The organism is Acinetobacter sp. TAC-1, assembly GCF_029025845.1.
GTDB lineage: Bacteria > Pseudomonadota > Gammaproteobacteria > Pseudomonadales > Moraxellaceae > Acinetobacter > Acinetobacter guillouiae.
This window is the reverse complement of the sequence record NZ_CP118892.1, coordinates 3,034,164-3,052,225: the sequence shown is the minus strand read 5'-3', so window position 1 is coordinate 3,052,225 and position 18,062 is coordinate 3,034,164. Positions and strand designations below refer to the sequence as shown.

Annotated in this window: 15 protein-coding genes; 10 read left to right on the top strand and 5 right to left on the bottom strand. The window is 38.2% G+C overall.

The features are described from left to right. Positions 1 to 124: 124 nt before the first annotated feature. The gene (gene gigD / locus PYV58_RS14195; RefSeq protein WP_004721649.1) at positions 125 to 577 is read right to left on the bottom strand and encodes an Lrp/AsnC family transcriptional regulator GigD; all 453 of its coding nucleotides are present in this window, start codon (positions 575 to 577) and stop codon (positions 125 to 127) included. 143 nt (positions 578 to 720) lie between these two features. On the opposite strand from gigD, the gene kynU reads away from it, so the two are divergent. From kynU to PYV58_RS14170, 5 genes are all read left to right on the top strand, one after another. Then, entirely contained in the window at positions 721 to 1,974 is a 1,254-nt protein-coding gene (gene kynU / locus PYV58_RS14190; RefSeq protein ID WP_034614141.1) for a kynureninase, read from the top strand. 46 nt (positions 1,975 to 2,020) lie between these two features. Next, entirely contained in the window at positions 2,021 to 3,388 is a 1,368-nt protein-coding gene (locus tag PYV58_RS14185; protein WP_034614144.1) for an amino acid permease, read from the top strand. Between the two features lie 470 nt (positions 3,389 to 3,858). After that, positions 3,859 to 5,130, top strand: coding sequence for an MBL fold metallo-hydrolase (locus PYV58_RS14180; protein ID WP_034614145.1), 1,272 nt, complete (start codon positions 3,859 to 3,861; stop codon positions 5,128 to 5,130). Positions 5,131 to 5,583: 453 nt separating this feature from the next. Beyond that, positions 5,584 to 6,738, top strand: coding sequence for a porin (locus PYV58_RS14175; RefSeq protein ID WP_034614149.1), 1,155 nt, complete (start codon positions 5,584 to 5,586; stop codon positions 6,736 to 6,738). A gap of 619 nt (positions 6,739 to 7,357) precedes the next feature. After that, positions 7,358 to 8,344 carry an AraC family transcriptional regulator gene (locus tag PYV58_RS14170; protein WP_034614151.1) on the top strand — a complete coding sequence of 329 codons (987 nt, stop codon included), beginning with the start codon at positions 7,358 to 7,360 and terminating at the stop codon, positions 8,342 to 8,344. A 214-nt stretch (positions 8,345 to 8,558) separates the two neighbouring features. Here the strand turns inward: PYV58_RS14170 and PYV58_RS14165 are convergent, their stop codons facing one another. Further along, the gene (locus tag PYV58_RS14165; RefSeq protein WP_034614214.1) at positions 8,559 to 9,257 is read right to left on the bottom strand and encodes a DUF1826 domain-containing protein; all 699 of its coding nucleotides are present in this window, start codon (positions 9,255 to 9,257) and stop codon (positions 8,559 to 8,561) included. A 599-nt stretch (positions 9,258 to 9,856) separates the two neighbouring features. On the opposite strand from PYV58_RS14165, the gene PYV58_RS14160 reads away from it, so the two are divergent. From PYV58_RS14160 to PYV58_RS14140, 5 genes are read left to right on the top strand one after another with little or no spacing between them, the layout of a single operon-like run. Continuing rightward, the gene (locus PYV58_RS14160; RefSeq protein ID WP_004820381.1) at positions 9,857 to 11,104 is read left to right on the top strand and encodes a dienelactone hydrolase family protein; all 1,248 of its coding nucleotides are present in this window, start codon (positions 9,857 to 9,859) and stop codon (positions 11,102 to 11,104) included. Positions 11,105 to 11,120: 16 nt separating this feature from the next. Beyond that, positions 11,121 to 11,912, top strand: coding sequence for an SDR family oxidoreductase (locus PYV58_RS14155; RefSeq protein WP_034614154.1), 792 nt, complete (start codon positions 11,121 to 11,123; stop codon positions 11,910 to 11,912). A gap of 55 nt (positions 11,913 to 11,967) precedes the next feature. Next, positions 11,968 to 13,206 carry a styrene monooxygenase/indole monooxygenase family protein gene (locus PYV58_RS14150; protein ID WP_034614217.1) on the top strand — a complete coding sequence of 413 codons (1,239 nt, stop codon included), beginning with the start codon at positions 11,968 to 11,970 and terminating at the stop codon, positions 13,204 to 13,206. A 34-nt stretch (positions 13,207 to 13,240) separates the two neighbouring features. Then, entirely contained in the window at positions 13,241 to 13,771 is a 531-nt protein-coding gene (locus PYV58_RS14145) for a flavin reductase family protein (protein WP_034614219.1), read from the top strand. A 49-nt stretch (positions 13,772 to 13,820) separates the two neighbouring features. Beyond that, positions 13,821 to 14,768 (top strand): transporter, encoded by a 948-nt coding sequence (locus PYV58_RS14140; protein ID WP_034614157.1) that lies wholly within the window; start codon positions 13,821 to 13,823, stop codon positions 14,766 to 14,768. A 117-nt stretch (positions 14,769 to 14,885) separates the two neighbouring features. Here the strand turns inward: PYV58_RS14140 and PYV58_RS14135 are convergent, their stop codons facing one another. The 3 genes from PYV58_RS14135 to antB all read right to left on the bottom strand — a co-directional run bounded on the left by PYV58_RS14135 (position 14,886) and on the right by antB (position 18,060). Beyond that, positions 14,886 to 15,944 carry an AraC family transcriptional regulator gene (locus PYV58_RS14135; protein ID WP_034614159.1) on the bottom strand — a complete coding sequence of 353 codons (1,059 nt, stop codon included), beginning with the start codon at positions 15,942 to 15,944 and terminating at the stop codon, positions 14,886 to 14,888. Between the two features lie 581 nt (positions 15,945 to 16,525). Next, entirely contained in the window at positions 16,526 to 17,557 is a 1,032-nt protein-coding gene (gene antC / locus PYV58_RS14130; protein ID WP_004721619.1) for an anthranilate 1,2-dioxygenase electron transfer component AntC, read from the bottom strand. An 11-nt stretch (positions 17,558 to 17,568) separates the two neighbouring features. After that, positions 17,569 to 18,060 carry an anthranilate 1,2-dioxygenase small subunit gene (antB, locus tag PYV58_RS14125; RefSeq protein ID WP_004721618.1) on the bottom strand — a complete coding sequence of 164 codons (492 nt, stop codon included), beginning with the start codon at positions 18,058 to 18,060 and terminating at the stop codon, positions 17,569 to 17,571. Positions 18,061 to 18,062 lie beyond the last annotated feature (2 nt).

Sequence of the window (18,062 nt, the reverse complement as noted above, 5' to 3'; positions counted from 1 at the left end):
AAAATTTTAAAAAATTACTTTGGTTCATGGTTTTAATATGTATTTAATTAAACCATATATGGGAGGAGGTTGCTGAACCCTTTGTGGTGTTAGATAGTCGTTATGATGCTCAACTAAGTAAATTTTAAATCAAACTCTTTTGCACCACTTTTTTCAAAACGATCTTCGAGTTTATATTCATAATGCCTTTAATCTTATTGAGCTTATTGATGATAAATTGAGAAAAAGAATCTAGGTCTTTTGTTGCTACCCACAAAACATAGTTAGATTCGCCAGTAATAATATAAACGTTGATTACTTCATCAAAATCCCTAATTTGAGTCATAAAGGTGTGATGATCTTCATCTGTAAGATGAGCCAACTTGATTTCAACCATTGCCTCTATTTTGATACCCAATTTTGCATAATTTATTTTCGCTTGGTATTTTTCAATAATTCCATTTGATTCCAAAATCTTTACTCTACGATGACAAGCAGAAGCAGATAAGTGCACAAGATCAGCCAGATCTTGATTGCTTAAGCGTGCATCTTCTTGCAACAGTTTTAGAATTTTAAGATCAATAACATCTAAATCCATGATGGGATATCCTTCAAATATAATCCACTTAATTAGAATTATATATCAAAATATAAGAAAATGACTAGATAATATCGAATAAATCATATTTTCATCATGATAATATTTAACTAAATAAAGGACGATTTCCAAAAGGAGAAAACATGATTACACGTGAACAATGTCAAGTTTGGGATAAGGAAGACCCACTAGCACAATTTAAAAACGAATTTTCACTTCCAACAAATGTTATTTATCTTGATGGTAATTCATTAGGTGCTCGACCCGCCAAATCATTAGATTTAGCACAACAGGTTATTTCTCAAGAATGGGGTAATGACCTGATTAATAGCTGGAACACCGCAGATTGGTGGGGATTATCTACGCGTTTGGGAGATAAAGTTGCTGAATTAATTGGTGTAAATGCAGGTGAAACGGTTATTTCCGATTCAACGACATTAAACCTTTTTAAGGTCTTATCTTCAGCTGTGAAAATTCAAGCAGAAAAGGATGCTTCACGTAAAGTAATTATTGCTGAGAAGGATGCCTTTCCAACGGATATCTATATCATTGAAGGATTTTTGGATCTTATTCATCAAGGCTATCGTTTGGAATTAATTGAAAACGGAAATGACTTAGATGTACTCTTAAATCAAAACGATGTTGCTGTGGTGGTGCTTTCACATGTGAATTATCGTACTGGCTATTTGTATGACATGAACGAAATTAACCAAAAAATTCATGCTCAAGGTGCTTTGATTATTTGGGACCTTTGTCATTCTGTTGGTGCTGTTCCGATTGAATTAAATCAGACAGATAGTGATTTTGCGATTGGATGTACTTATAAATATTTAAATGGTGGCCCTGGCTCTCCAGCTTTACTTTGGGTTAATCCGAAGCATCACAATAGGTTCTGGCAACCCTTATCTGGATGGTGGGGGCACAACAAACCTTTTGATATGGCTCAAAACTATGAACCAGCCGTAGGTATTCGTCGTTATTTATGTGGAACTCAAAGTATTATTTCAATGAGTCTCATTGAGTGTGGTTTAGATATTTTCCTCAATACCAGTATGGAGAAAATTCGAACAAAATCGCTAAAACTGACTGATTTATTCATGGCTTTAGTTGAGCAAGAATGCGCTGACTTTGGATTCGAAATGATTACCCCAGTTGCGCATAAACATCGCGGTAGTCATGTGAGTTATAAGCATCAATTTGGTTATGAGATTATCCAAGCATTAATTAAGCGCGGGGTAATAGGTGATTATCGAGAACCTGAAGTATTACGTTTTGGAATCACCCCTCTATATCTCGGTTTTGTTGATATTTGGGATGCTGTACAGCACCTAAAGCAAGTCATGATATTAGGTGAATGGGAGAACAGCGAATATCAAGTTCGCGGGCAAGTCACTTAATCTAAGTTGCTTTATAAACAAAAATACATTTACCCAGGAGGGGTTTATGAATAATTTTGATGAAATTCAAACTAGGGAATCGGGCCTACATAAAAAATTGACTGCAAAGCAAATGAGTATGATTGCCATTGGTGGTGCGATTGGTACTGGCTTATTTATGGGGAGTAAGTTTGCGATTAGTTATGCAGGTCCTGCAGTTATTGTCAGTTACGCTATTGGTGGATTAATCGCTTTTGCACTGATGGCATGTCTTGCAGAAATGACGGTTCAGCACCCGACCTCAGGATCTTTTGGAGCTTATGCAGAACATTATATTAGTCCATTAGCTGGGTTCTTAGTGCGTTATAGTTATTGGGCTTGTATGGTTCTTGCGGTTGGTACTGAAATTACCGCTGTCGCTGATTATATGAAAATGTGGTTTCCAGATGTTCATGCTTGGTTCTGGATCGTGTTTTTCTCAGGCACTTTGCTTGCGGTTAATGCTTATAGTGTTAAAGCCTTTGGATTGGTTGAATATTGGTTCTCTACCATTAAGATTTTTGCCATTATTGTATTTATATTACTCGCAATTGGAATTCTCACGCAAAATACTGAGCAAAGCCATATCACGGCTCATTTAACTGGTCATGGGGGATTTTTCCCAAATGGTTTTAGTGGGGTCTGGATTGGTGTCATTATTTCTATTTTTAGTTATCTCAGTATTGAAATGATTGCTGTGGCAGCAGGTGAAGCTGCTGATCCAGAAAAAGCGGTAAAATATGCATTTAAGAGTACGGCTGTACGGTTGATTCTATTCTATTTACTGTCACTATTTTTAATTGTGACACTAGTACCATGGACTGAATTGATTGGAAAAGATGCAACCAGTCCGTTTGTCACAGTCATGAGACTGGTCGGTATCCCATATGCGGACAGTATTTTAAACGCTATTGTTGTTGTGGCCGCACTTTCAGCGATGAACAGTATGCTCTACATTTCTACCCGTATGCTTTTTAGTTTATCACGTGCAGGAGATGCTCCAAAAATCTTTGGAAAAATCCGCAGCAATGGTGTGCCCATAAATGCATTAATGCTTTCTGCCATAGGGATTGGAGTTGCGAGTGTAGTTTATAGCATTAATCCAGAGTCAGCATTTCCTATCATGATTGCACTTTCCATGTTTGGTGCATTATTTACTTGGGGAAGTATTTTTGTAACACATATATTTTTCCGAAAACATCTTGCAAGCCATCAAACAGTACTGAAATTTAAAATTCCAGCAAGTCGGCTTATCTCATTATTAGGTTTGATCAGTATATTTAGCATTACGATTACCACTTGGTTTACCGATGAGTTTAAATCAACATTGCAGTTTGGTATTCCATTTTTAATGGTTCTATTAATAATTTATTGGTTTAAAAAGAAAATTTCTTGAACGAATGGAATAATATTAAAACAATTCGCTGTCTATTAAAGCGTGGAATGGGTGGTAAGGAATAGCCTTATAACAATGCAAGATCGCATGTTAAACATCAAGCAAATTATTGAGGTCTAATGACATTAAGTTTTTATATAGCTGAGTAGCATAATGTGAGCTAGACCCCGTGAATAGGATGGTATTTATAAAATAGAATATAATCAGTAATTTTTCATTATTATTTAAATTTTATTCAAAATATCGTTGTAATTAACCTAAAAATTAGAAAGATTGTTCAAAAATGATTGTTAAAATTATGATGAGTAAAATGTAAAACCTTAAGTGAAGGATTCTCTTACTGGCTGAGATTAATAGAAAACTAACGCTATCAACTCAATAGTTTTGCTTTGAAAATACCGTAATCGATGAAATTACAGAAAATGATGTGCTGTGATTTTTAAAGACTGTTTTATATAAAGGGAATTAATATGAAAAATTTAAAAAAATATTTGTGTGTTGCTATTTCCACTTGTTTTATTGGCCAGTTGAGTTTTGCCGCAGATGAACAAGCGTTTAATCGTACTGATACACAATCAAAGAGTTTAAAGAGTGCGACACCAAGTTACTTGCAGCGTCAAGCTAAACGAGTTAGAGCGACTCCACCGCCACGCACTGGAATGTACCTTGTTATGTTGGGGACTAGAGCAGGACCTTTCCCAAGTCTAAGGGCTGCGACATCAACAGCGCTGGTTGTAGATGGTCAAGTCTATGTTATTGATGCAGGATCAGGTTTGGTACAACGCTTTTATGAAAGTGGTCTGAATTTTGGCGATGTGCGTGGAATTTTTATTACACACTTGCACTCTGATCATGTGGATGATCTGTATCCATTTGTGAATGTTAACTTCCCTAATTGGAAATATGGTAAACAAGAAATTGCATTGGTTGGACCAGATCGTGCTGACTCGAATGGTAAATTAGGTGATGATGCTGGATTTGGTCATTTACCAAATACTAAATTAATCCATGCTGAAGACCCAACGCCAGGCATTAAAGAATTAATGCAGCTACATTTTGCTGCGAATGCCTATGATATGAATAATGCAATTCATACAGTACGTCGTGCAGATGATCAACCACGAGATTTGACCGGAACAAATGGGCAAGGGATGTTAAACATTATGGCATTACCTGCACCTAAAAATGCCAGTCCTAGCAATATGTCACCTGTGATGAACCCGATACAGGTCTATCAAGATGATTATGTAAGAGTGACTGCAGCATTGGCTCAGCATCCACTGGTATATCCAGCTTGGTCTTATCGCTTTGATACTAAATATGGATCGGTCACATTTAGTGGTGATACTGCTCCAAATGAAAATTTACTTCGTTTGGGTAAAAATACCGACATTTTGATTAATGAAGTGATGGATGTAAATGCAGCTGTAGCAGTGTTTGCAGGTACACCTTTAGAAAAAACCATGACGACACAGATTTTAGATGGTCATACAGCGATTATTTCAGGAACAGATCCTCGTAATCGTAAAGCAACCTTAGGTGTAGGTGCATTTGCTACGAAAATGGGGGCTAAGGGATTGGTATTGAACCATATTTGGCCCGATAATGAAAAAATTAATAGTGAATATTTACAAACAACAGCTGGGCGTGAGTTTAAAGGTCCTGTCCATGCGAGTGAGGATCTTGATGTAATTAATATTGCTGAATTTATTCAGAATCAAGGGAATATTCATAAAAAATAGTTTGATGACGATATGCAATCTAAAACCGAATTGGTTATCCATTTCGGTTTTTTTGAAAAGAATAAACCAAGAGGAATTTGGTTCTTAATAACACATAAAATCGATGAGATGATCCTAAAGTCGTATTAATATATTTTTCTAAAATTTCTAATAAATGTGATATTGGGTTTTAATAATCCGCACATTAATAGGGAGTTGTTGAATAAATTATTAAAAACACTCTAGTAGTATAAGTAATTCTAAAATATTGATGCTTTGAATATTTTGCCGTAAATGTGATTGTAATATTATGCTTGTTGAAGTTCTGATTTGAATGAATAAAAATTTCAGAAAATTTTAATCATAATTTAAATATTACATTGAAATACACGGATAATATTTAATTGTTATAAATTTCATGATGGTTAGAAAGGATAGTCTAACGATTTAAATCTGAATAACAAGGATGTAGAAATGTTAAAAAATACATTAAAAATTGCTTGTTTCACATGGGTAATACTAAATGCAACAACAGTATTTGCTGAAGTTGAGCTGATTAATCAAGATCAAATTTTTTCTGATCAAGATAGTTTGACAGTTAAAACACATGGGAGCATGCGCTTACAAGCTTTAAACTTTGATGAATATAATGCGAACAATCAAAGTCAAAAATATCGTAGAAATGGTTATAGTGCTGCGAGCCGTATGTATTTAGATCTTGATTATAAATTGAATGAAAATACACATTTAATTGTAGGGTATCAAAATTATTTCAATTTGCCAAAAATCTTGGATTGGGATGGTCATTATGCCAAGAATGATGAAGAGTTCACAACGATTCAAGCCTATGTGGGTATGGAAAATTCTCAATATGGCACATTAAAGTTTGGTAAAATGTATAGCATTTACCATGATGTCGTTGGAGTGAAAACAGATCTTTGGGATTACGATATGTTGGGCCAAGTTTCTACGTGGAGTCCTTTTTCATTTTTTGATGGAACCTTAGTTTCAAGTAAAACATTACGTTATGAAAAGAAAAATCAATATGTTGATTTTTATGCAGCGTACTTATTTGGAGATGAAACATCACTGAACAACTTCCACTATAAATTGAAATCAGGTGAAGAGATCGCAACGGATGTTCATTTGAGCAAAAATTTAAATTGGGGAACTTCTTATAAACATAATCAAGTCAGTTTATCGGATTCACAAGATAATCATGATCTATCCCAACATGTAATTGCTACAGCTTTATATTATTTTGATGGTCAGTGGATGTGGGGAGTGGGAGCAGGATGGTATAAGAACTTAGTGCCGAATAATCTTGCGCGCAATCAGCCAGCGCCTTATGTTCTAGAACATTATTTGGATACTGAAGCCTATGGTATTGAATACTATGCAGGATATAAGTTTAAAGTACAAAATTATGGCATTCAATCGATACAGCCTTATGTTATGGGTGATCACATTAAATATACGCAAGGTGAAGATTTTTCAAGGCGTGATTTGGGAGTAGGTATGGCTTTGCGCTTTAATTATGGTATTGGTTTTGACTATGAACGATTATATACCAGTGATAGTAAAGCAACGCCTGATCTGCATTTATTTAGGCTTCGTTATCAATGGTAATTATCAGCTATTTTGTTACATAAGTTCTTTTAAAAGCATAAATCAACATATAGACCATTATCCTCGCCTTCTTTAACGTGGAGAAGGCACTTTGAATAGCAGTATGATTTTCTTAATATACTTATTTTTTGATTTATTCAATAGAGGTCGAATTATTTTAAATAATTTTGAGTATTAGATGTAAGATTTAATAAATAATGATAAGTATTGCAGGTTATATTGAGTATCGCTACAAGTTAAGGTGAATTAGAGTCAATAGCCTCATAATTTTTTATTATGTTGAGGATGGCTTAAATATGCAGTATAAATGATGGGAATGTTGGTTTTTTAGATATTTTAATATATGCATATGTTTTTAATCACGAGCTAAAGAAAATAATGTTTTTTACGTTGTAGTCAGATTTTAAAATGCTGGAGAGTTTTTGTAAGGGGACTTATTTTAGTAATAATTTCATACTCAAATAGTATATAAGTTCTCAATTAAATTTGTTATAAAGAAAGATACAAAATTGATTTTCTACATTGTTTATGGATAAACACAGCTTAATATTTTAAGTAAAGGAATTGGCACGTAATTTGCCCCTTAATAAGTATTGAGCGTTAGCTAGGTGAAAAGAATATGTTATCACTAAGCCAAGAGATGGATCTAAATCACTATTCCCGTCAGGCAGAATTTGCACACAGTTTAATGTCCTCAATATGTGGGGAGCATCATTTAGATACATGCGGTCGAAATGTCTTAGATTTCCATTATGAAGGGATTCGATTACCCCACAAGCGTATGGCGATCGGTAAGATCAGCTATGGTGCAAATGTACTCATTAACACGTCTAATTTAAGAGCATATAGTATTAGCTTGCCGATTCAAGGTAAGCAGACTTTAGCAATCAATGGCACCAATTACATTTCCAGTGCGGATAAAGGGCTAATTTTATCTAATGCAGATTTACAGGATTTAGCGATTGATAAAGATTGTAAAAAATATCAAGTGGTTATTCCTGAAAAAAGTATGCAGAAGGTGTTAGGCGAATTACTACGTCGGTCTGTTGAAGAGCCCGTGGTTTTCAATCCTGAAATGAGTTTGAAGATAGATCAGGGGATCGGGATGTGGTGGCAAAATATTGATCATTTTTTGTTGCTGCGATCTCAATACAAAAGTATGCAGGGCTTACAACTTTGGTCAGAGGATTATGAAAATTTCCTGATTAAAGCTTTATTACTCTCGCAAGAAAATAATTATTCAAGCTTGTTAAGATCCTTATCTGATCAACAAGCGCCAGAATACTTACGTAAGGTGTGCGACTATATTCAGAAGTATGCCCATGAAGAGATTCGTGCAGAAGATTTGCTAAGATTAGCTGGCGTATCAAAGTCTAAATTATATGCTGAATTTCAACAGTACTATGGAACAAGTCCTTTGACTTTTTTACGTAGATATCGTTTACAACAAGTCTATAAGACCTTAAGTACCTCTATGGATAAAAATATTTCCATTTCAAAATTAGCTTTTGATTGGGGATTTAATCACTTGGGTCGTTTTTCGCATGAATATCGTGAAGAATTTGGAGAGAGTCCAAGTGAAACCAAGAATCGAGTAAAAATATAATCTGTGAATATATTCGCGCTTTTAACCTGATTCTTTCCAAAATGGGAAAGCTTTAATAAACCACTTTAGTCTCTTGCTTAAAGTGCGAGTCGTTGATTATTTTAAAATAGAATTACACAGCCTTATTTACAAGTGCGTGTTTTGATCATTCTTTTTAGACTTGTCATATCAAGAGGCAATTTTTCTCTACTTATTCGCTGTATTGGGGCATGATCTAACAAATTAATAACAACCTATACTCGCCATCCTTTTCAACGGGCGCTCGATGAACGCAAGGTAAAACCTGTTGTGTTGGATGATCTACCGCTAAGCGCCAAAGATGTCCTGAGCCTAAATTTACAGGTTCTGAGTTGGGTTTCGGCTGGTAATGCAGATCAAAAAAATACTCTTGCAGAAAGGTTTCAAATTCCGTTTCAGGACCGTCATGTAATGCTTTAAGCTGTTCCCTGATTTCTGGGATCAAAATTTTTTGTTCCACTTGATCATTGGAGATGATGTCACTGGCAGCGCCATGATAGGTACATAAAAAAGTATCTGTTTCAATGGGCGAACGATCAACATGATACGAATATACATCTGTAGAAATGAAATCCAGATCTTGGTCCCGTTCATAATGTTTAAGTAAATTCAGTGAAGGCGAAGCGCCGAAATCAGTTAATAGTTGTATATCGCTTAAGATGATGTCCCTTGCCAGAATACCTTTTTCTGAAAGTTGTAGTGCTAAAAGATCTTCAGTGGAAACTTCGGTAATATTTTCTTTTAATTCAAGTTTAGACACAATTTCTTTAAAATCACCCAGCAAATCTCTGTTCCAACAAATAGCATTTATCTCGCCTTGAAATGTCGTATTTACAAGTTCAGAAAAAGTCGTTACTACACGAACTTGATTGTTGTCAGAAAATGCAAGGTGCATATTAGAATTTAATAAATCAGAAACCATGTCTAATAGATTCACTCAGCTTGGTAGAATCAGCTTTATAGAAGTTGGGACGAATCGCACAGAAGCGTGCATTACAGGTAGTGTTGAACATAGCTTACTGAACAACAGGGTATTGTTGCAATGTATTGCTGAGAGAGATGGACTTTAACAATGAGTTCTATTGAGAACTTTTGCAAAATTGCAGATTTACTTATTTAACTATGGCTTATTGATGTGGTGAGAAAAATCTTGTTTAAGATAATGTTGTTCAGAATAGTAGATGACAAGACATTTATAAAAAGTGGCAATCAGCTTCTATCATAAGTCCTTATTAAAACCATAATTCAATATAAAAGCCCTCTCATCCTCGCCTCAGCCCAAAGGTAATTTCAATATCAAAACGATTCGCTCAATATGCTCATTTTTTGATTTATGAAAAAGAGCTAATGATTTCTAAAAATAAATTTTATGGCTTGAGTTTTCATCTTTCACAGTATTCCGCACTGATTGGATAATCCTCGCAGATTTTGGACAGACGTTAAATACCTTTCACAGACATGATAACGCTAACGGTTAGGTCTGGAGTGGATGAAATGTCAGGTCAATATATTGAAGTAAAAACACAAACAGGGAAGTCATTTGCTGGGTATTTGGCAATTGCAGAGGGCGGAAAAGGGCCTGGAATTGTACTGTGTCAGGAAATTTTTGGTGTGAATGCAGCAATGCGTATCAAGGCTGATTTTTTGGCTGAGGAAGGTTATACCGTATTGGTACCAGATTTATTCTGGCGGACTGCACCCCGCATTGAACTGGGTTATACCGAGCAAGATTTTCAAAAAGCCTTCGAGCTTTATCAACATTATGATGAAGATCAAGGTGTCGAAGATATTCAAGATAGCTTAAATTTTCTTAAAACTTTAGAGAGTTGCGATGCCAGTGCTGGATTGGGTGTCGTCGGGTATTGTCTGGGTGGAAAACTGGCGTATCTGGCAGGTTGCCGTATTCCTGAAGTGGCCTGTGCTGTGGGGTATTACGGGGTAGGAATCGAGAAGACACTCGATGAACTTGAAAATGCCAAAGGGCGAGTAGTTTTACATATTGCTGAATTAGACAAGTTTACACCGCCAGAGGCACGCCAGAAGATTCTGGATGCTGCCGCCCAATATAGCAATGTTCAGGCTTATGTCTATGAGGGTGTAGATCATGCCTTTGCCCGACCAAACAGCGAACATTATCACAAACCTTCCGCACGTTTTGCCCATGAACGCAGTATTACCGCACTGCATCAAAGTATCGGACCAGTCTATGATTTGGTTGCACTTTGGGAAGCGCATATCCGTTATGAATTTGATACACGCGATGTGCCTGCCACTATGGCAACCATGGTGGCGCAACCCTATGTCAATCATATTCCAACCTTGACAGGTGGTGTGGGATATAGCCAACTTGCCCGCTTCTATCAATACCACTTCGTTCATCAAAATCCAAAAGATATGAAGATCACGTCGATCTCACGCACTGTCGGTTCAACACAGGTGGTGGATGAATTCATTATGAGTTTTACCCATGACAGTGAAATTGACTGGTTACTGCCGGGCGTCGCGCCAACAGGAAAGTATGTTGAGATTCCTATGCTGGGTGTGATTCAGTTCCGTGGCCCAAAACTCTGCCATGAACATATCTACTGGGATCAGGCATCCGTTCTGGTTCAAATTGGATTACTCAACCCTAAAGGGCTACCCGTTGCTGGTGTAGAAACTGCTCAAAAACTACTGGATGAAGATTTGCCATCCAATACCCTCATGCCGTCTTGGTCAAGCAGTGAAGGCAAATCGTTTTAACTATCAGGAGTGGAATATGGATATTCAATTGAATCAGAAAGTCGCTGTGGTCAGTGGCGGCGCAACCCTGATTGGTCAGGCCGTGGTTCAAGCACTGGTCGATGCAGGCGCAAAAGTCATTATTCTGGATATTGACCAACAAGGACAGCAAGTGGCGGATGCCATGCACGGGCAAGCGCAATTTATTCAAACTGATTTAAGCAGTGATGTGGCGATTGTAAACGCAGTGAAAACAATTCACGACAGCTTTGGCAAAGTTGATTATTTGGTCAATCTGGCCTGTACCTATCTGGATGATGGCTTTAAATCCTCACGTGAAGACTGGCTACAAGCATTGAATATTAATCTGCTTTCAGCAGTCGAACTGACCCGTGCGTTTTATGAGGATTTAAAAACCAAGCATGGTGCGATTGTCAATTTCACCTCGATCTCCGCCAAATTTGCACAAACAGGACGTTGGCTTTATCCCGTTTCAAAAGCAGCGATGCGACAACTCACCCAGTCCATGGCGATGGATTTTGCAGCAGATGGGGTACGGGTTAATTCGGTATCACCTGGTTGGACATGGTCACGGGTGATTGCCGACGTTAGTGGCAATAACCGAAGCAAAGCTGATGCCGTAGCAGCTGACTATCATTTGTTGGGACGTCTAGGTCATCCCGAAGAGGTGGCCAATGTGGTGCTGTTTTTACTCTCGCCAGCCGCAAGTTTTGTGACAGGCGCAGATTATGCCGTCGATGGTGGTTACTCCGTCATGGGGCCTGAAAGGAATCAACCAGCTATTCCACGTTTAGCCGATGAAGCGTGATAGCAAATCAAACATTTAAAACACTCAATGAATTAAAAAATATGGGAGAACCATGATGCGTCGTATCGCTATAGTAGGAGCGGGTCAATCTGGATTGCAGCTCGGTTTAGGATTATTAGACACAGGTTATGAGGTGACGATTGTCACCAATCGTACTGGCGATGAAATTCGTCAGGGCAAGGTCATGTCGAGTCAGTGTATGTTTCACACGGCCTTGCAAACAGAGCGTGATGTTGGACTTAATTTTTGGGAAGAGCAATGTCCAGCGGTTGAAGGGATTGGATTTACACTGGTCAACCCAGAAACAAAACAGCCTGCCTTTGCATGGAGTGCAAGATTGGAGCGTTATGCACAATCGGTAGATCAGCGCGTCAAGATGCCGTACTGGATGGAAATGTTTGAGCGTCGTGGTGGTCAGTTGATTATTCAAGATGTTGGAATAGATGAACTGGAACAGCTCACTGCTGAATATGAGCTGGTCTTACTGGCCGCAGGTAAGGGAGAAGTGGTTAAACAGTTCGAGCGTGATGAAGCGCGTAGTTGCTTTGATAAGCCACAACGCGCGCTTGCCTTGACCTATGTGACAGGTATGAAGCAGATGTCGCCGTATTCTCGGGTGACTTTTAACGTGATTCCAGAAGTGGGTGAATATTTCTGTTTTCCAGCACTTACAGTTACAGGTGCTTGTGAAATTATGGTGTTTGAAGGCATTCCTGGTGGGCCGATGGATTGCTGGCAAGATGCAAAAACACCAGAACAGCATTTGCAAATGAGTAAAGATATTTTAAACAAATATGTGCCTTGGGAAGCAGCACGTTGTGAAAATATTGAATTAACCGACGCTGGTGGCTATCTGTCTGGACGTTTTCCACCGGGAGTGCGTAAACCGATATTAACCCTGCCATCTGGTCGTAAAGTTTTTGGTATGGCCGATGCGTTAGTGGTGAACGACCCAATCACTGGGCAAGGTTCAAACAATGCTGCCAAGTGTAGCAAAATTTATTTCGATGCCATTTTAGCGCATGACAATCAAACATTTACAGATGAATGGATGCAACAGACATTTGAACGTTATTGGGCATATGCCGAAAAAGTCGTGGCTTGGACCAACAGTTTATTGTTGCCACCACAACCGCACATGATTGAGCTTTTGGCGGCGGCTGAGCAGAACCATGCCATTGCTTCGAGTATTGCCAATAATTTTGATAATCCACGCAATTTTGCCCCATGGTGGTTTGATCCAGAACAGGCACAGCATTTTATCGAATCGAAAAGCTGTCAAAAAGTGGCTTAACAGGGAAGCAAAGTCAAAGGTGAATGGTATGAATATCAACACATCGCAGGAACTGGATTTAAAACCGATTGATACGGAAAATCCAAGAGAAATCCGCAACCTGTTAGGGCTGTTTGCTACAGGGGTTACGGTGATTACAACCCGTGGACGAGATGGACGAAAAATTGGGATGACAGCCAACTCGTTTTCTTCACTATCACTCGATCCGCCGCTGATTTTATGGAGTTTGTCAAAGACTGCACCAAGTTTATTGGATTTTACTGAGGCCGAATATTTTGCGATTCATATGCTGGCACAAGAACATCACTCACTTTCAGGGCATTTTGCCCGTGGTTCAGAGGATAAGTTTGCCAACATTGCACATCGTGAGTGTGAGCGCGGTTTACCGTTACTAGAAGATGTATTGGCAACATTGGTATGTAAAAACGTAAATCAATATGAAGGGGGGGATCATCTGATTTTTATTGGTCAGATTGAACATTATCAACATCGTATTGGTGAGCCATTGGTGTTTCATGCGGGCAAGTATCGTATTGCTGCAGCGCATCCAGAACTGAGTATTTAACAGCAACAATCACGATCAATTTTGATCGTGATTTTTTCGGGGATCGAAAATGAAAAATAATGTGATCAAAAGAGGTTTTCTTGCTGGAACAGTGGTCTTAACAGCGGTTGCAGCACACGCCTATGACTTGCCGACAGTGAATCTGGGCATGACCAGTTTTCTGGATGGTGGACTGCCTGCTGGGCCGGGGTGGTATTCTCAAACGTATCTGCAAAATTATGATTCGAACAAGTTAAAAGACAATCAAGCTCATCGGTTAGCTTTACCCAAGACCGATTTAAATTATCAAGTCATTGTTGAACAAGTCAGTTATCTGTCCGATGTGCGTGTAGGTGAACATGCATCGTTAGGATTGAATGTGCTGATTCCATTTGTCAGTAAAATGGATATGGATGATGGTTTAAATAATGCCGCGATTAAAGCCCAAGGGGGTTTTGGTGATCTGATGATTGGGCCATTTATCCAGTTTGACCCAGTCATGGGCAAAGATGGGCCCAAATTCGTACAACGTTTTGAATTTCAGGTTAATTTACCGACAGGAAAATATGATCAGAATAAAAATATTAATCCGGGCAATAATGCCGTCTCATTTGATCCATACTGGGCAGCAACTTATTGGTTTAATCCCAAGTGGACGGTTTCTACACGTCTGCACTATTTGTACAATTTTAAAAATGATGATCCAAATTATAGCTTCGGTCTTGCAGATGATATTCAAGCAGGGCAAGCGATCCATGCCAATTTTGCAACAGACTATGCGCTTACACCACAATTACGCTTAGGGATCAATGGTTACTGGCTCAAGCAAATGACCGACACGAAAGTAGAGGGTGAAAAATTAACAGGCACACGTGAACAAGTGTGGGCGATTGGACCGGGGGCGATGTATAGCTTTTCTAAACATGATCATATCGTGACAAATGCCTATTTTGAACAGGATGCAAAAAATCGTCCTGAAGGAACTCGTTTGCAATTACGTTATATTCATCACTTCTAATTTGAAACGCTATGGCAACATACTGACAGATATACTTGACCTATTTAGATACGTCTAAATAGGTTTTTTAATTTTTTATAATGAATAAAATCTCTTTAACTAAAAATCATCGGTTGCTTAAGAATACGGCTTAAACCTAAGATCTTGCTGTTCAAGGGTGCTACGGCGTGTACATGAGGGCAATTCACCATAACGACGTTTATATTCCTGAGAAAAACGCCCAAGATGACTAAAGCCCCATTTAAACGCGACATCTGTGACTGAGACATGCTCATTTTGTAGGAGTTCCATATGCGCTTGTTCAAAACGCAACTCTTTTAAATATGACATTGGCGTGGTGTTTAAAAAGCTTTTAAATCCTGCAAACAAGGTACGTACGCTTACGCCTGCCTGTTCAGCCAGTTGTTCAATGGTTAAATTTGCGTGTAGATTTTCACGCATATAGGCTTCAGTACGTTTGACAAAATAAGGTGAAATGGCTTTTTCTCTGTACTGATCGATTTGATGCAATAAGCTGTTGGCTTGGCCGTAAATCAGGGCATTAAATAGACTGGATTCAAACTGCTTAAATGCCATTGGGTGATGCAAAGGATGCTGTGCACAAGCAAGCGCATCCATCAATGTACGCATCAATTGGAAAAAATAAGCACCGCCTTGGGTAGAAAGATCAAGCTTGGGTTCAAAAATAGGAGGGTGCTGCTGTGCGTCTGGAAGATGCTGGCGGCAGTGCTGTAAAAGGTCATCTTTATCAATTTTGAGAATCAGCTGTGGTGAGTTGGCATGCCAGCGCATTTTTAGCGATTGTTCGGGTGAAATTAGAGAGGCAACTTGCGGATAAGAAATAAATTTTTGTTGATTCATTTCAATTTCTGCATATCCCTGTGTTGGGATTTGAATCAGATAAAATTTTTCTAAATGGTCAGGTTCAATATAGACATCGGCACTGTATTCCAGACGACTGATGGATAATCGTCCTGCTTTAAGATGGTGCATGGATGAGTGAAAATCGTTTTGTTGTTGTACGATTTTTAATAGATGTGGTTTGAAGATTTGCCCAACACTTTTGCAGGTTTCGCCTAAGTCTTGATGCTGAAAGACTAAGTTTTGCGATGAAAAAATGGGACATTGCTGTAAATGACGTCCATTGAATTCCATAGTAGGATCGACCTGACTCATAAATATTCCTTTTGGCTGGCTTGTTTATTACAGCTAATCTTTATGTCACATGATGACCTGATTAAAAATGCACTAAACAATACTTAAAACTTTAAGTGGCTGGCAGTGATATAAAGAGTTAAGCAAAAAATAGACCAAGTAAAATACCTCGATACAACATATTTTTAGTCTAGTTTGGCGTGATCAAATCAATAAAAACGTTATGGTATTTTTAAAAAAATAAAGGATAGCGTTGATCATGCTTTGTACTCTTTATATGATCCTATTCCTTAAGATCTATCTCTATGTATAGCAAATCTGACTAAAATGATCAATTTATTTTTAGTTGTTTTTAATGATATAACTTATTGAATAATATAATTATATTAAAAATCCTCATATTATTTTAAATATCAGGATATCACAAAACTGAAATATTCAGACGACGTAGAAAAAATATCCAAATTCCATCAATAAATCATCCTATGATTTCGCTATTTAATAAGTTTTGTTGCCCAAATAAGATTTGAATCATCTTGAGCTTAACCCTGCTGTGAGTTGGTGTCATATCTTAAGATATGACACGCATTTTGTTGTTAAAACTAAGTTCTAACTGTATTGCTCTGTAAGAATTTCTCACTGTAAATCGAACAATCTTCGATAGACTGCTCATCTAGCCAAGATTTGACGGCTTCGATCATCGGTGGCGGGCCACATAAGTACATATCGAAGCGTTGTTGTTGAAGTTGTTGTTTATCCAGATGTTGATGGATATAGCCTGATTTTCCTTGCCATAGTTCTGAGGCGCTTGAAATGATCGGATGATAACTAAAGTCTTTGATCTTTTCTGCATAGGCGATCAAACGCTTTTGTTCACATAGATCGGCTTCTGTATTGACACCATAATAGAGTTGGACTGAGGGTTGATTTGGTTGATCGGCAATATTATCGAGCATACCTAAAAAAGCCGATAAGCCTGTACCACCTGCAATAAAGATTAAAGGGCGTTCAGCTTCACGTAGGTAAAAACTACCTAAAGGTGCTTCCATCATCAGGCTTTGTCCAATCTGACAACGTTCTCTGAGATAATTACTCATTACACCATCCGGAAGCAGACGAATTAAAAACTGAAGTTGATTGTTGGCATTGGGACGATTGGCAAATGAATAAGAACGCCAATCGTCAGTCTCTGGAATTTGTAAACGTGCATATTGACCTGGTAAAAAATTCAGTTCCTTGTCAAAACTACTGGCATCGAGATGCAAGATCGCAGTGGTTTCTGAAACCAATTCAACAGCAGTAACCACCGTAGTGATTTTTAAAGCTTCACCCGCATTACAGATTTCGGAACTATGATCGAAATAAAAAGCGGCATTAGATTTAACCCGTGTTTGGCAAGCCAGCATTTTACGTTCAGCCAAATCACGTTCGCTTAATGCATCCTCATCGACATATTCTTGTTCATAAATACCCGTTTCACATTTTCCCTGACAGGTTCCACAAACACCTTCGCGGCAGTCGAGCGGGAGGTGGATTCCTTGACGAACTGCTGCATCCAACAGTAATTCATCTTCCTGTACCGCGATAAAAAATGTTCTACCATCGGCAAAGTTGAGTGCAACAGAATGACTCATTGTATTTCTCCTTAGACGTGATAGAAATCGAGAACCGAATCTATCTTGTCATTAAGCAATACGCTGTGTTGACGACGAATACGGAAGCTATCTTCAGTTGGACGGAGCAAATAAGTGGCATGACCATAAAAGCATCCTTCAAGGCCCTGACGATTATAAAGCGTGCGCCAGCTTACCTTTGCCTCGACCAAACCATCTTCTTGAGTCTTTACTTGTACATTGTGAATATTATGTTGAGTGCGCGGTAAAGGCGTTGCAGAAGCTGCTTTTCCAGTGCGGATACGGAACACACGATCTTCAAGTCCTGAACGATCGGGGTAATAAATATAGGACAAACCTTGATTGGGATCCTCAACGTAGTGATGATCATCAATCCATTGTGGGATATGATATTCGCTGTCTTCATCATAGAGTTCGAGATAAGCATCCCAATCATAGCGATCACACAGTTCCGCTTTTTTATAAAGGAATTGAGAAACTGCAAAATGAAGTTCTAGAGACATGG

Bases quoted from the DNA above. Each gene is read 5' to 3' on its own strand.
- gigD (WP_004721649.1), bottom strand. From the start codon at position 577: ATGGATTTAGATGTTATTGATCTTAAAATTCTAAAACTGTTGCAAGAA.
- kynU (WP_034614141.1), top strand. From the start codon at position 721: ATGATTACACGTGAACAATGTCAAGTTTGGGATAAGGAAGACCCACTA.
- PYV58_RS14185 (WP_034614144.1), top strand. From the start codon at position 2,021: ATGAATAATTTTGATGAAATTCAAACTAGGGAATCGGGCCTACATAAA.
- PYV58_RS14180 (WP_034614145.1), top strand. From the start codon at position 3,859: ATGAAAAATTTAAAAAAATATTTGTGTGTTGCTATTTCCACTTGTTTT.
- PYV58_RS14175 (WP_034614149.1), top strand. From the start codon at position 5,584: ATGTTAAAAAATACATTAAAAATTGCTTGTTTCACATGGGTAATACTA.
- PYV58_RS14170 (WP_034614151.1), top strand. From the start codon at position 7,358: ATGTTATCACTAAGCCAAGAGATGGATCTAAATCACTATTCCCGTCAG.
- PYV58_RS14165 (WP_034614214.1), bottom strand. From the start codon at position 9,257: ATGCACCTTGCATTTTCTGACAACAATCAAGTTCGTGTAGTAACGACT.
- PYV58_RS14160 (WP_004820381.1), top strand. From the start codon at position 9,857: ATGTCAGGTCAATATATTGAAGTAAAAACACAAACAGGGAAGTCATTT.
- PYV58_RS14155 (WP_034614154.1), top strand. From the start codon at position 11,121: ATGGATATTCAATTGAATCAGAAAGTCGCTGTGGTCAGTGGCGGCGCA.
- PYV58_RS14150 (WP_034614217.1), top strand. From the start codon at position 11,968: ATGCGTCGTATCGCTATAGTAGGAGCGGGTCAATCTGGATTGCAGCTC.
- PYV58_RS14140 (WP_034614157.1), top strand. From the start codon at position 13,821: ATGAAAAATAATGTGATCAAAAGAGGTTTTCTTGCTGGAACAGTGGTC.
- PYV58_RS14135 (WP_034614159.1), bottom strand. From the start codon at position 15,944: ATGAGTCAGGTCGATCCTACTATGGAATTCAATGGACGTCATTTACAG.
- antC (WP_004721619.1), bottom strand. From the start codon at position 17,557: ATGAGTCATTCTGTTGCACTCAACTTTGCCGATGGTAGAACATTTTTT.
- antB (WP_004721618.1), bottom strand. From the start codon at position 18,060: ATGTCTCTAGAACTTCATTTTGCAGTTTCTCAATTCCTTTATAAAAAA.